This window comes from Saccharothrix australiensis (genome assembly GCF_003634935.1).
Taxonomy (GTDB): domain Bacteria; phylum Actinomycetota; class Actinomycetes; order Mycobacteriales; family Pseudonocardiaceae; genus Actinosynnema; species Actinosynnema australiense.
Genome location: NZ_RBXO01000001.1, coordinates 1177984 through 1191404 on the forward strand (window position 1 = coordinate 1177984; position 13421 = coordinate 1191404).

Genomic DNA, 13421 nt, shown 5'->3' on the forward strand with positions numbered 1-13421 from the left:
CACCCCTGCCGGCGGGCGCGTCCGCGTGCCGGCCCGCGACGCACCCCCTTGACGAGGTGCAGGTCCGGGGGTGCGACCGCCCACATCGGCCAACCGGGACGCGCCCGAGGCCGTCCTACCAAGGTGAAAATCGGGGTCCTCGGTCAACCGCCCTCCCTGTCTGGCACCCTCGTGACCATGACTCGGTCTGGGGGGGCCCGCACGCGCCCGGGTGTTCTGGTGGTGCTGGTCGCGCTGCTCGCCGCGGTGTCGGCGTGCTCGGTCACACCGCCGCCCCCGCTGGTGCCGTCCACGCCGGGCATGACCGTCGTGCCGAAGGAGAAGCTGAACGAGGTCGTCGTCGGGGTGGACGACGTCAAGGGCAGCTACAACCCCCACACGATGGCCGGGCAGTCGACGGTCACCACGGCGCTCGCGTCGCTGCTGCTGCCCAGCACGTTCCGGGCCGACGCCGACGGCAGCCCGCGCGTCGACCTCGACCTGCTGGTCGGCGCCGAGGTCACGAAGGCCGAGCCGTACACCGTCACCTACACGATCCGGCGGGACGCCTCCTGGTCCGACGGCGCGCCGATCGCCGCCGAGGACTTCGTCTACCTGTGGGAGCGGATGCGCGCCGAGCCGGGCGTGGTCGACCCGGCGGGCTACCGGCTGGTCTCCGACATCACCTCCCGCGAGGGCGGCAAGGTCGTCGAGGTCGTCTTCCGCCACCCCTACCCCGGCTGGCGCAGCCTGTTCACCAACCTGCTGCCCGCCCACCTGCTCAAGGACGCGCCCGGCGGGTGGGCCGCCGCGCTGACCGACAGCTTCCCGGCGACCGCGGGCCCGTTCGCCGTCCGCACGCTCGACCAGCCGCGCGGCGAGATCATCCTGGAGCGCAACGACCGGTTCTGGGAGCAGCCGGCCGCGCTCGACCGGGTGGTGCTGCGCCGGGCGAGCCAGTCCGCCACGCTGGACGCGCTCAAGACCGGAGACGACCAGGCCGCGCTCGTCCGCGCCGACGAGAAGTCGTTGAAAGGCATCGACGACCTCGCCCGGACAACGCCCCTGACAACGGCCGTCGTCCCCCGCGCCGAGGTGGTGCAGGTGCTGGCCAGGCCCGCCGCGCCCCAGATGACCGACGTCCGGGTGCGCCAGGCGGTGCTGAACGCGCTCGACCGGGACGAGCTGATCGCCGCCGGCACCCGCAAGGGGCCCGCCGCCGAGCTCAGGGCCGACGCCCAGGTCGTGCCGCCCACCAAGGCCGGTTACCAGCCGACGTTCCAGCCCAACCCGACGCCGGTCGCCCAACTGCTGACCGAGGCCGGCTACACGCCGCAGAACGGCGGCTGGGCGCGGGACGGTAAACAACTGTCGCTCACCATCGCCGCACCCGACGGCGTCGAGCCGTATGTGACCGTCGCGCACCAGGTCCAGCGTCAACTGTCATTGTCCGGAATCGCCGGACGGGTCCTTACAACGCCGCCGAATCAGTTGTTCGGACGTGATCTCTCCGGCACGGCGACAACCGACGTCGAGGTGGTCGACATTGCGGTGGTGCCGCGCGTCGACACCGGTGATTCCGCCGCGGCGCTCGCTTCCGCATTCGGCTGCCGCGCCTCGTTGGGCGACGTCAGTACACCCATTCCGGCGAATCTGTCGGGTTTCTGCGATCAGTCCGTCCAGACCACGATCGAGGACGCGCTGACCGGGAACGTGCTGCTGTCCGACGCCCTGGCGCGCGTCGAGCCGGTGCTCTGGCAACAGGCGGTCGCGATGCCGTTGTTCCAGGTAGCGGACCTGCTGGTGGTCCTGCCGCAGGCCCAGAACGTGACCGCGGGCGCCCCCTTCGCGGGTCCGCTCAGCGGTGCGTCCACCTGGCGCAGGGAAGGCCGCTGACCGCCGGCGCGCCGCATTGGCCTTGGTTCGCCGCGTGTCGAAGTGCGTGCGCTGTGCAATATTGACAGTATTCCAGGTGTCCGGTTAACGATCCTCCCGCGCGGTAACGACGGAGTAGCTTGCTGCTACCGGCGTGTCACCCTTTGGTCACGATCGGCCTTGGGGGAGTGACCCTGCTTGCGGCAGGTTCTTATCGTGCTGCAACGGTGTGTCGGTTCGGGGCGCGTTTGGCACATCACGGTTATGGGTGGAGTTGTGGCAAACGCCTCACTCCGGCCCGGTGCTAGGAGGGCACGTGTCGATGAGGAGATCAAAAGCTGTCTCGGCGCTCGCGCTGCTGACCGGCGCGGCACTCTTGCTGAGTGCGTGCGGTGGTGGCGGCACCAGCGGGAGCGACCAGGGGGGTCAGCAGAACGCCGACCCCGGCAAGATCGGCGGCCAGGACGAGCTGTTGAAGCGTCCGAAGGTGGACGACATCGGCGAGATCTCGGTCGTCGTGGAAGAGGGCTTCCACAACTACAACAACTACATCGGCGCGACGAACAACTTCTCCAGCGTCATCGCGCTCTCCCAGGTGTCGCCCTCGCCCTACATCGCGGACCTCTCGCCGGACGGCAAGGTCGTCATCAAGGTCGACGGCGACCTGATGGAGTCGATCAAGGTCACCTCCACCGAACCGCAGACGATCGAGTGGAAGGTCAACAAGGCCGCGGTCTGGTCGGACGGCAAGCCGATCGACTGCGACGACTTCCACCTCAAGTGGCTCGCCGGCGCCAGCAAGGCGACCATCAAGGGCGACGACGGCTCCGAGGCCGGCATCTTCGACACGTCCCCGACGGGCTACGAGAACATCGAGAAGCTCGAGTGCTCGGACGACGACAAGACGATCAAGACCACGTTCTTCAAGGACCAGGCGTTCGCGGACTACCGCTCGCTGTTCTCCTACATCGGTAGCGACGGCATCCTGCCGGCGCACATCCTGGAGGAGAAGACGGGCGTCGCCGACATCACCAAGGTGACGCCGGACCAGAACGACGAGACGGTCAAGAAGGTCGCCGAGTTCTTCACCAAGGGCTGGCTGGGCTTCGACCCGTCGGTCGCCCTGTCCGGTGGCCCGTACCTGATCGAGTCGACGGACCTGAAGGACCAGACGGTCCTCGTCCGCAACCCGAAGTGGTGGGGCGAGAAGCCCGCCGCGTCGAAGGTCATCCTCAAGACCAACACGGACGCGCAGTCGGCGGCCCAGCAGCTCCAGAACAAGGAAGCCGTCGTCATCGCGCCGCAGGCCGACCCGGCGGTGGCGCAGCAGCTCCGCGGCGACAGCTCGTTCAAGGTGTTCGCGGCCGGTGGCCAGACCTTCGAGCACGTCGACTTCAACATGAGCCGCCCCCTGTTCAAGCAGAACAAGGAGCTGCGCGTGGCGATCGCCCAGTGCTTCGACCGCGAGGACCTGGTCGAGAAGCTGATCAAGGACGTCGACCCCAACGCCAAGCCGCTCGGCAACTTCATGTTCATGCCGAACGAGGTCGGCTACGAGGACCACTACAGCGACACCGGCAAGGGCGACGTGGCCGCGGCCAAGAAGACCCTCGAGGACGCCGGCTGGAAGCAGGGTGGCGACGGCATCTACACCAAGGGTGAGTTCCGCGCGTCCTTCAAGCTGGGCCACAAGATCGTCCAGCGGCGCGCCGACACCGTCCGCATCCTGCAGGACAAGTGCCGCCAGGCCGGCATCGAGATCATCGACGACCAGGCCGCCGACTTCAACGACAAGCGCCTCCCGGCGTCGGAGTTCGACGCGGCGCTGTTCGCGTGGGTCGGTCAGCCGGTGAAGGCCGGTTCGTACGGCAACTACGCCCAGAAGGAAAAGGGCGGCACGGGCAACTACAACCTGTACGACTCGGCCGTGGTGACCGAGAAGTGGCAGGCCGCGAACCGCATGCTCGACTTCCAGAAGCGCATCGAGGCGATGAACGAGATCGACAAGCAGATGCGCGACGACATGCACAGCGTTCCGCTGTTCCAGCTCGCCGACTTCGCCGCTTCCACGGCGGACATCTCCCCGATTTCCTACATCGGTGTGGGTGGCGGCGTGACGTGGAACCTGTACGCCTGGCAGATCAAGAAGTAAGTCGAGCTGCCACCAGCTCCGACGCCAACTGATTGAATCCGACCGGGGGGCCGGGTGCCACGAGCACCGGCCCCCCGGGCGGCGTCCGCGTCAGGTAGGCTGGCCCGCTTGCGGCGGGGGCGCCTAGGGAGACTAGAGACTTGTCATGTTCCGTTACATAATCCGGCGGTTGTTGATCTCGATTCCGCTGTTGATCGTCGCGTCGTTCCTCTGCTTCGGGCTCGTCAACGCCATGGGTGATCCCCTGGGCGAGTGGAAGCTCCAGAAGCCGAGGACCCCGGCGGAGATCAGCGCTGCCTACGAGCGGACCGGCTACAACAAGCCGTTCCTGGAGCGCTACGTCGACTGGGCCGGTGACTTCGTGACCGGCGACTGGGGCGAGTCCGTCGTGCCCGGCAACTCGGGCAAGCCCGTCAAGGAGAACGTGCTCAACGCGTTCAGCGTGACGCTCCGGCTGATCCTGGGCGCCGAGGTCATCGCACTCGTGCTCGGCATCGCGGTCGGTGTCATCGGCGCGGTGCGACAATACTCGATCTTCGACTACATAGCGACCGGCATATCGTTCACCATGTTCTCGATGCCGCTGTTCTGCATCGCGCTCGTGCTGAAGGCCGGTGGCATCGAGCTGAACAACTGGCTGGAATCGCTCGGGGCGGACCGGTGGATCATCACCGCGGGACCGCCGGGCGCCGGGTTCAGCGGCAGCCTCGGCAACCAGGTGTTCCAGTACACCGGCGCGTACGTGCTGCCGACCATTTGCCTGGTCGCGATCCAGTTCGCGCTGTACAGCCGTTTCCAGCGCGCGTCGATGCTCGACACGCTGAACGCGGACTACGTGCGCACGGCACAGGCGAAGGGCATCTCCCAGGCGCGGGCGATCTTCAAGCACGCGTTCCGCAACGCGCTCATCCCGATCATCACGGTGTCCTCGCTCAACATCGGCGCGAACTTCGGTGGCGCGGTGATCACGGAAACGGTGTTCGGCTGGTCCGGCATGGGCAAGTTCCTCGTCGATGCGATCACGAAGCTCGAACCCTACGAGGTGCTCGGCTTCATGATGGTGACGGCCGTGTTCATCATCGTGTTCAACCTGATTGCGGACGTGCTGTACGCGATCCTGGACCCGAGGATTCGCCTTGACTGAGATCGGTTCCCCCGTGGCCGCGCCCGCCGCGCCGACCTCCGGTGGCGAGGGCAGCCAGTTCGACAGCACCGCCGCGCGCAAGCAGTGGCAGGTCATCCTGCGGCGGTTCACGCGGCACAAGGCGGCGCTGGTCGGCCTGGTGCTGTTCGCGCTGCTGGTGCTGTTCGCGTTCTTCGGCGGGCTGCTCTGGAAGCACCCCTACACCGAGACCACGCGCCGGTACCTCCCGCCGAGCGCCGACCACCCGTTCGGCACCGACCGGCTCGGGTTCGACATGGTGGCGCAGATCATCCGCGGCACGCAGTTCTCGCTCCAGATCGCGATCTTCGTCGCGGTGCTGTCCACGATCATCGGCGTCGTCCTCGGCGCGCTCGCGGGCTACAAACGGGGCTGGGTCGACGCGGTCATCAGCCGGTTCATCGACCTGATCCTGGTGATCCCCAGCCTGGTCATCGCGGCCGTGCTGGTGCGCAACAGCTTCGTGGCGTCGGTGGCCGGTGGCGGCGGCAGCAACTGGCTGATCGTGGCCCTGTACCTGGGCCTGATCATGTGGCTGTCCATCGCCCGCGTCATCCGCGGCATGGTGCTGTCGCTGCGGGAGAAGGAGTTCGTGGAGGCCGCCCGCGCGCTGGGCGCGTCCACCACCCGGATCGTGTTCCGGCACATCCTGCCCAACACCGTGGACGTGATCATCGTCAACGCGACGCTGGCCATCGCCCAAGCGGTGCTGCTGGAGGCCGCGCTGTCGTTCATCGGCCTCGGCGTGCAGAGCCCGGACACGTCGCTGGGCCTCATGATCAGCCTGAACAAGAACGAGTTGACGCTGCACCCGTGGCTGTTCTTCATGCCGTTCCTGTTCATCGTGCTGATCTCGCTGTCGGTCAACTTCATCGGTGACGGTCTCCGGGACGCCTTCGACCCGCGCCAGAAGAGGGTGAAGGCATGAGTGAGTTGGACGTGATGAACGAGCCCGAGTCGGCGACCGGCTCCCGCCGCGGCGAGAAGCTGCTCAAGGTCGAGAACCTGTCGGTGGACTTCCCGACCGAGGACGGCGTGGTGCACGCCGTGCGCGACGTGTCGTTCACGCTCGGCGCGGGCGAGGTGCTGGGCATCGTCGGCGAGTCCGGCTCCGGCAAGTCGGTCTCGTCGATGGCGATCATGGGCCTGCTGCCCAAGACCGCGCGGATCGGCGGGTCGATCAAGTTCAAGGACCGCGAGCTGGTCGGCCTGACCTACAAGCAGATGCAGCCGGTGCGCGGCAACGGCATCGCGATGATCTTCCAGGACCCGATGACGTCGCTGAACCCCGTCTACACGGTGGGCTGGCAGCTGGCCGAGGCGTACCTGGCGCACCACGACGTGTCGAAGAAGGCCGCGTGGGCCAAGGCCGTCGAGGCGCTGGAGCTGGTGGGCATCCCGCAGCCGGACCGCCGCGCGTCGCAGTACCCGCACGAGTTCTCCGGCGGCATGCGGCAGCGGGCGATGATCGCGATGGCGATCATCAACGACCCGGACGTGATCGTCGCCGACGAGCCCACCACGGCGCTCGACGTGACCGTGCAGGCGCAGATCCTGGACACGCTGCTGCGCATCCGGGACGAGACGAGCGCGGGCATCATGATCATCACCCACGACCTCGGCGTCGTGGCGGGCATGGTGGACCGCGTCCAGGTCATGTACGGCGGCACGGTCGTCGAGCAGGGCGCCGTGGACGAGGTCTTCGAAGCGCAGCGGATGCCGTACACGGTCGGCCTGCTCGGGTCCATCCCGAACCCGCAGCTGCTGGGCAAGCGGCTCACGCCGATCAAGGGCGCGCCGCCCTCGCTGATGAACCTGCCGAAGGGCTGCTCGTTCTCACCGCGGTGCCCGCTGGCGATCGACGAGTGCCGGGAGACCGAACCCGCGCTGCTGGAGACCGACCGGCACGGCCACTTCGCGCGCTGCCACCGGTCCGGGTACCTGGCCACCATCGAGCAGCCGCAGAAGCTGTTCGCGCACGAGGAGATCGGCGTGGTGGAGAACCCCGCGGCGCTGACGATGGCCGACCCGGACATCCCCGTGGCCGAGGACCTCGAGGACGTGGAGGCGCGGCTGCACGAAGAGGAGAGCTCGACCTCATGACCACCACAACTGACGTGAACCCGCAGGCGGGTGGCGCCTCGTCGGGCGGCGGCGCGGCGCCGCTGCTGGAGGTCCGGGACCTCGTCAAGTCCTTCCCGGTGCGCGGCGGCGGGATCATCCCGCGCACCGTCGGGCAGGTGCAGGCCGTGTCCGGCGTGACGTTCGACCTCCTGCCGGGCGAGACGCTGGGCCTGGTCGGCGAGTCCGGCTGCGGCAAGTCCACCACCGGGCGCGCCATCCTCCAGCTGCACAAGCCGACGTCCGGCTCGGTCAAGTTCCAGGGCCGCGAGCTGACCTCGCTGCGCGGCAAGGAACTCCGGGACGTGCGGCGGAACATGCAGATCGTGTTCCAGGACCCGTACGCGTCGCTGAACCCGCGCTGGCAGATCAACGAGCTGATCTCGGAGCCGTTCAAGATCCACGGGGTGGAGCGCGGCGAGGACGTCCAGAGCCGGGTCAACGAGCTGATGGAGCTCGTCGGGCTGAACCCGGAGCACCGCAACCGCTACGCCCACGAGTTCTCCGGCGGCCAGCGGCAGCGCATCGGCATCGCCCGCGCGCTGGCGCTGAACCCCAAGCTCGTCGTGCTGGACGAGCCGGTGTCCGCGCTGGACGTGTCGGTGCAGGCCGGCGTCGTGAACCTGCTGGAGGAGTTGCAGGAGCGGCTGGGCCTGGCGTACCTGTTCGTGGCGCACGACCTGTCGGTCGTCCGGCACATCTCGGACCGGGTCGCCGTCATGTACCTCGGCAAGATCATCGAGATCGGTGAGCGCGAGGACATCTACGCCCGGCCGATGCACCCGTACACGCAGGCCCTGCTGTCGGCCGTGCCGGTGCCCAACCCCAAGCTGGAGCGGCAGCGCCAGCGGATCGTGCTCACCGGTGACGTGCCGTCGCCGGTGAACCCGCCCTCGGGCTGCCGCTTCCGCACCCGCTGCTGGAAGGCGCAGGACATCTGCGCCGTCGAGGAGCCCAAGCTGGAACGCCGCGGCGACGGCGAGGGCACGCTCTCGGCGTGCCACTTCGCCGAGGTCAAGCCGCTGCTGGTCGGCTGACGGCCGGGTCGGGGCCACCGGTTTCCGGTGGCCCCGACAGCCGTTGTCGGACCCTGTCTCTACGCTGATCCGGTGACGCTGACTGCTCCACCACGGTTGCTGCTGGTACACGCACACCCTGACGACGAGAGCCTGTGGACGGGCGGCACGATCGCCCGCTACGCGGCGAGCGGCGTGCACGTCACCGTGGTCACCTGCACCCTCGGCGAGGAGGGCGAGATCATCCCGCCCGCGCTGCGCGAGCTGACCGCCGACGCGGCCGACCAACTGGGCGGCTACCGCGTGGCCGAGCTGCGATCCGCCTGCGCCGCGCTCGGCGTGACCGACCACCGCTTCCTGGGCGGCATCGGCCGGTGGCGCGACTCCGGGATGGCCGGGGTGGCGGCCAACGACCACCCGCGCGCGTTCGTGCGCGGCCCGTTCGACGAGCAGGTGGCCGACCTGTCCGCCATCATCACCTCGGTGAAGCCCCAGGTGGTGGTCACCTACGACGCCTTCGGCGGCTACGGCCACCCGGACCACATCCGGGCGCACGAGATCACGATGGCGGCGGCGGGCGAGGTCGACCGCGTGTTCTTCGCCGTCACGTCGCGGTCCGCGACCGAGGCGGGCGTGGCGGCGCTGGCCGCGCACGAGGACCTGCCGTGGCGGCTGCCCGAGCCCGGCGAGCTGCCCGTGACGGACGACGCCGACATCACGACCACCATCGACGTGTCGGAGCACCTGGTGGCCAAGGTGCGGGCGCTGCGGGCGCACGCCACGCAGGTCAGCGTGTGGCAGGACGGCGTGGCGTACGCGCTGTCCAACGGGATCGCGCAGCCCCTCGTGCCCGCCGAGCACTACGTGCTGGCGCGCGGCTCCGCCGAGGGCGCCGGTACCGACCTGTTCGGGGGGCTGGATTGAGGGAGCGGTTGGCGATCGGGGCGCTGATGGTCCAGGCGTTCGTGCTCGCGGTGCTGGAGCTGTTCTTCCTGCCGCTGCGCCTGGACGGCACGACGCTACCCCTGCTCGACGACTACCCGTTCCCGGTCACGGTCCTGGTCGCGACCCTCACCACGCCGCTGCTGGTGGTCGGCGCGTCCCGGTACGCCCGGCGCACCCTGACCGCCGCCGCGCCGCTGCTGGTGTGGCTCGGGACGCTGCTGCTGTTCGCCGTGCTCGGTCCGGGCGGCGACGTGGTGCTGCCCGACGACTGGCGCTCGCTGCTGCTGCTCGCCGGGGGCGCGCTCCCGAGCGCCGTCGCGGTGGGCGCGTTCGTGGGGAGGCAGGCCGGTGTCGGCGATCAGTGACCGCGACGTGGTGCGCGCGCTGCGACCGTTCGTGCGCGCGACGGGCCCGTTGCTGGACACGTTGCGGGACGCCAACGTGCTCGGCCTGCGGGACCGCGCGGCGGAGACCGGTGCGGACCGCGCCCGGCTGGACAGGCTGTGGGACCGGCTGGCGAGGGTGAAGGTGCCCGGCACCGCCGGCTGGGCCGCGATGGACGTCGCGCAGCGCGACCAGTGGTGGCTCAACCGGGTCGGGCGGCTGGTGTCGCTGCTGGCGGCGCTGCCGGGCGTGGGCGGTGCGCTGGCGGACCGCCTGCCCATCCAGTCGGCCCTCGGCACGGCGGGGCAGGGGCTGCTGCTGTCGGCGATCGCGGGGGAGCACGGGTTCACCTCCACCGAGGACCGGGTGCGCCTGCTGGCCCACGTGCTGTTCCAGCGGGAGGTGGACGGCCTGCCGATCGACCCGGCCGGCGAGGACCGGGCCACCGAGGAGCTGACGTCGGAGCTGGGCAAGCGGTCGACCATCCGGTCCATCGGGCGGACGGTGTGGAAGCTCGCGAAGGTGCTCTGGGCGCTGGAGGACGAGCTGGACAAGCGCCCGCAGGGCCGGTTCTACCACCAGGCGCTGGGGATGCTGCCGGTGGTCGGTGTCGTCGGCGACTACTTCGGCGAGCGCTCGGCCCTGCGCCGCGTCCGCAAAGCCGCCTACGAGTGGTTCGCCCGGCAACCACGTCCCTGACCGACAACCGCTACGGGAACTCACGACGTCCCCACCAACAAGAGCGAACAGCGACACCCCTTGACCGCGACGCCCGAAGATCAACTCTGTCCACCCGCCGCCCTGACCGGCAGGCGGCCGGCCATGCGGACGTCGGGACGGTCGACAGGCCCACTTCCTCGGCCTTCGGGGTGGCGAAGGCATCCGGCCGCCGGTCTCGGAGCGTCATCCCACGTCCACCTGCGCGGTAGGCTCGATGGGGTGCCGGGCCGCGAGGTCCTCACCGCGCGCAGTGCCTCGGGTCGGGGTCGTCCGTGGTCAGGGCGCTGTTCGGGCGCCCGGTGCCGTCGCGGGCGCCACTCGCCGAGCGGCTCGCCCACGAGCGCCGGCCAGGCGTCCGCGCGGCGTTGCTCCGATTCGGTGACCCGATCCGCACCCGCATGGTCGCCCGCGCCGCCGAGGGTGTCCTGTGAGGTGAACCACGGTGCTGATAAGGCAAGCCTGAGCGTTGGACAATCGACTTCGCCGCGTACTCTCCGGCTTGCGCGGTGTGGACCAGAACAGAAGCAGGAGAGCGCAGTGACCTATGTGATCGCCCAGCCGTGCGTGGACGTGCTCGACAAGGCGTGCATCGAAGAGTGCCCCGTCGACTGCATCTACGAAGGCGACCGGATGCTCTACATCCACCCGGATGAGTGCGTCGACTGTGGTGCTTGCGAGCCGGTGTGCCCCGTCGAGGCCATCTACTACGAGGACGACGTCCCGGACGAGTGGAAGGAGTACACGAAGGCGAACGTGGACTTCTTCGACGAGCTGGGCTCCCCCGGCGGGGCCTCGAAGGTGGGCAAGGTCAGCGCGGACCCGGCGTTCGTGAAGGCTCTCCCGCCGCAGGCGTCGCACGAGTGACCAAGCGGCTCCCGGACTTCCCCTGGGACTCACTGGCCGACCACGCCGCCAAGGCGCGCACGCACCCCGGCGGCGTGGTCGACCTGTCCGTCGGCACGCCGGTGGACGCCGTCCCGGAGGTCATCCGGCGCGCCCTGTCCTCCGTCGCGGACGTGCCCGGCTACCCGACCACCCACGGCACGCGGGAGCTGCGGGCGGCGGTGGTCGGTGCGCTGGCGCGCCGGCACGGCGTGACCGGTGTCGAGCCGGCCGCGGTGCTGCCGACGATCGGCTCCAAGGAGCTGGTCGCCTGGTTGCCCACGCTGCTGGGCCTCGGTCCGGGCGACGTGGTGGCGATCCCCGCGCTGGCCTACCCGACCTACGAGGTGGGTGCGAAGCTCGCGGGCGCGTCGGTGGTGCGGCTGGCCGACGGCGAGCCGCCGCCCGAGGGCACCCGGCTGGTGTGGCTGAACTCGCCGTCCAACCCGACCGGGCGGGTGCAGGGCGCGGCGGCGTTGGCGCGGGCCGTGGCGGATGCCCGCGCGGTGGGCGCGACGGTCGCCTCCGACGAGTGCTACCTGGCGCTGCCGTGGGACGCGCAGCCGGTGTCCGTGCTGCGGGAGGACGTCAGCGGTGGTGTGCGGGACGGGCTGCTCGCGGTGCACTCGCTGTCCAAGTCGTCCAGCCTCGCCGGCTACCGGGCCGGGTTCGTCACGGGCGACCCGCGCCTGGTCGCGGCGCTGCTGGAGGTGCGCAAGCACGCCGGGATGATCGTGCCCCGGCCGGTGCAGGCGGCCATGACGGCGGCGCTGGACGACGACGCGCACGTGGCCGAGCAGCGCGAGCGGTACCGGCGTCGGCGCGCGGTGCTGCTGCCCGCGCTGCGGGCGGCGGGGTTCGCGGTCGACCACTCGGAGGCCGGGCTGTACCTCTGGTCCACGCGGGACGAGCCGGCCTGGGACACGGTGGCGTGGCTGGCGGAACGCGGCATCCTGGCCGCGCCCGGCACGTTCTACGGGCCCACCGGCGACCGCCACGTCCGCATCGCCCTGACCGCGACCGACGAGCGGGTCGCCGCCGCGGCGGAACGCCTGGCCTGAGGCGGGCGCTCCGCTCCTCACGGCGTGGCAGCCGCGTTGGCCTGTGGGAACGTCACCGCTGCGGGGGCGCTCGGGTGAGCGCCCCCGGCGGTGTCAGTCGTTCGAGTGCAGAGCCGCGTTCAGCTCGACGCCCGTGCCCTTGCGCGCCTTGACCTTGATCACACCGGTGGTCGAGTCGCGGAGGAACAGCAGGTTCGGCACGCCCGACAGGGTGGCGGCCTTCACCACGGTCCCGTCCTCGGCGGTGATCTTGGTGCCGGCCGTGATGTAGAGGCCCGCCTCCACCACCGTGTCGTCGCCGAGGGAGATGCCCACGCCGCCGTTCGCGCCGATCAGGCAGCGCTCGCCGATGGAGATGACCTGCTTGCCGCCACCGGACAGGGTGCCCATCACCGACGCGCCCCCGCCGATGTCCGAGCCGTCGCCGACCACGACGCCCGCGGAGATGCGGCCCTCGACCATCGACGCGCCCAGCGTGCCCGCGTTGAAGTTGACGAAGCCCTCGTGCATGACGGTCGTGCCGGGCGCCAGGTGCGCGCCCAGCCGGACGCGGTCGGCGTCGGCGATGCGCACGCCGGTCGGGACCACGTAGTCGACCATGCGCGGGAACTTGTCGACGCCGTACACGGCCACCGGGCCGCGGGCGCGCAGCTTGACGCGGGTGGTCTCGAAGTCCTCCACCGCGCACGGGCCGTGGTTGGTCCACACGACGTTCGCCAGCAGGCCGAAGATCCCGTCGAGGCTCTGGCCGTGTGGGCGCACCAGGCGCGCCGACAGCAGGTGCAGGCGCAGGTACACGTCGTAGGTGTCGGCGGGCGCGTCGGCCAGGTCGGCGATGCCCACGCGCACGCCCACGACCTCCACGTCGCGGTCCTCGTCGACGCCGAGCTGCTTGGCGGCGGCCTCGCCCAGCTCGGCGGCCACCTCGGTGGCGGACAGCCGGGCGGTGCCGGGCTCGGCGGCACCCAGCTTCGGCGCCGGGAACCACGTGTCCAGCACGGTGCCGGTGGAGGTGACGGTGGCGAGTCCGACGCCGTGCGCGCCGGTGGCGTGCGACCCGGTGGTGCCCGCGCCTGTCGTGTCTGCGCTCGTCCTGTCTGGGGTGCTCACGGGTGTCAACGGTA

At 70.2% G+C, this 13421-nt stretch carries 12 protein-coding genes; 11 read left to right on the top strand and 1 reads right to left on the bottom strand.

Annotation, left to right across the window (positions count from 1 at the left end):
- Nucleotides 1-177: 177 nt before the first annotated feature.
- The 11 genes from C8E97_RS05680 to dapC all read left to right on the top strand — a co-directional run bounded on the left by C8E97_RS05680 (nt 178) and on the right by dapC (nt 12297).
- Nucleotides 178-1875 carry an ABC transporter family substrate-binding protein gene (locus C8E97_RS05680; protein WP_121010864.1) on the top strand — a complete coding sequence of 566 codons (1698 nt, stop codon included), beginning with the start codon at nt 178-180 and terminating at the stop codon, nt 1873-1875.
- A 301-nt stretch (nt 1876-2176) separates the two neighbouring features.
- The gene (locus C8E97_RS05685) at nt 2177-4006 is read left to right on the top strand and encodes an ABC transporter family substrate-binding protein (protein WP_121010867.1); all 1830 of its coding nucleotides are present in this window, start codon (nt 2177-2179) and stop codon (nt 4004-4006) included.
- 145 nt (nt 4007-4151) lie between these two features.
- Nucleotides 4152-5150, top strand: coding sequence for an ABC transporter permease (locus C8E97_RS05690; protein WP_121002299.1), 999 nt, complete (start codon nt 4152-4154; stop codon nt 5148-5150).
- A complete protein-coding gene (locus tag C8E97_RS05695; protein ID WP_121002301.1) occupies nt 5143-6096 on the top strand; it encodes an ABC transporter permease in 954 nt (317 codons plus the stop codon). Before C8E97_RS05690 ends, C8E97_RS05695 begins: the two co-directional genes overlap by 8 nt.
- Complete coding sequence (locus C8E97_RS05700; protein WP_121002303.1) at nt 6093-7271, top strand: ABC transporter ATP-binding protein; 1179 nt, start codon at nt 6093-6095, stop codon at nt 7269-7271. Before C8E97_RS05695 ends, C8E97_RS05700 begins: the two co-directional genes overlap by 4 nt.
- Entirely contained in the window at nt 7268-8326 is a 1059-nt protein-coding gene (locus C8E97_RS05705) for an ABC transporter ATP-binding protein (protein ID WP_121002306.1), read from the top strand. Before C8E97_RS05700 ends, C8E97_RS05705 begins: the two co-directional genes overlap by 4 nt.
- A gap of 72 nt (nt 8327-8398) precedes the next feature.
- The gene (gene mshB, locus C8E97_RS05710) at nt 8399-9229 is read left to right on the top strand and encodes an N-acetyl-1-D-myo-inositol-2-amino-2-deoxy-alpha-D-glucopyranoside deacetylase (RefSeq protein WP_121002308.1); all 831 of its coding nucleotides are present in this window, start codon (nt 8399-8401) and stop codon (nt 9227-9229) included.
- Nucleotides 9226-9615 (top strand): hypothetical protein, encoded by a 390-nt coding sequence (locus tag C8E97_RS05715; RefSeq protein WP_121002310.1) that lies wholly within the window; start codon nt 9226-9228, stop codon nt 9613-9615. The genes mshB and C8E97_RS05715 overlap by 4 nt, the downstream gene beginning before the upstream one ends.
- Nucleotides 9599-10333, top strand: a complete 735-nt coding sequence (locus tag C8E97_RS05720; protein ID WP_121002312.1) for a hypothetical protein — start codon at nt 9599-9601, stop codon at nt 10331-10333. Before C8E97_RS05715 ends, C8E97_RS05720 begins: the two co-directional genes overlap by 17 nt.
- Before the next feature lie 558 nt (nt 10334-10891).
- Entirely contained in the window at nt 10892-11218 is a 327-nt protein-coding gene (gene fdxA, locus C8E97_RS05725; protein WP_033430540.1) for a ferredoxin, read from the top strand.
- Nucleotides 11215-12297 (top strand): succinyldiaminopimelate transaminase, encoded by a 1083-nt coding sequence (gene dapC / locus C8E97_RS05730; protein ID WP_121002314.1) that lies wholly within the window; start codon nt 11215-11217, stop codon nt 12295-12297. Before fdxA ends, dapC begins: the two co-directional genes overlap by 4 nt.
- Nucleotides 12298-12390: 93 nt before the next feature.
- On the opposite strand, the gene dapD is transcribed toward dapC, so the two are convergent.
- Nucleotides 12391-13407 (bottom strand): 2,3,4,5-tetrahydropyridine-2,6-dicarboxylate N-succinyltransferase, encoded by a 1017-nt coding sequence (gene dapD, locus C8E97_RS05735; RefSeq protein ID WP_246018692.1) that lies wholly within the window; start codon nt 13405-13407, stop codon nt 12391-12393.
- Nucleotides 13408-13421: the final 14 nt, after the last annotated feature.

Excerpts from the sequence above, each read along its gene's own strand:
- C8E97_RS05680 (WP_121010864.1), top strand. The coding sequence starts at position 178 with ATGACTCGGTCTGGGGGGGCCCGCACGCGCCCGGGTGTTCTGGTGGTG.
- C8E97_RS05685 (WP_121010867.1), top strand. The coding sequence starts at position 2,177 with ATGAGGAGATCAAAAGCTGTCTCGGCGCTCGCGCTGCTGACCGGCGCG.
- C8E97_RS05690 (WP_121002299.1), top strand. The coding sequence starts at position 4,152 with ATGTTCCGTTACATAATCCGGCGGTTGTTGATCTCGATTCCGCTGTTG.
- C8E97_RS05700 (WP_121002303.1), top strand. The coding sequence starts at position 6,093 with ATGAGTGAGTTGGACGTGATGAACGAGCCCGAGTCGGCGACCGGCTCC.
- C8E97_RS05705 (WP_121002306.1), top strand. The coding sequence starts at position 7,268 with ATGACCACCACAACTGACGTGAACCCGCAGGCGGGTGGCGCCTCGTCG.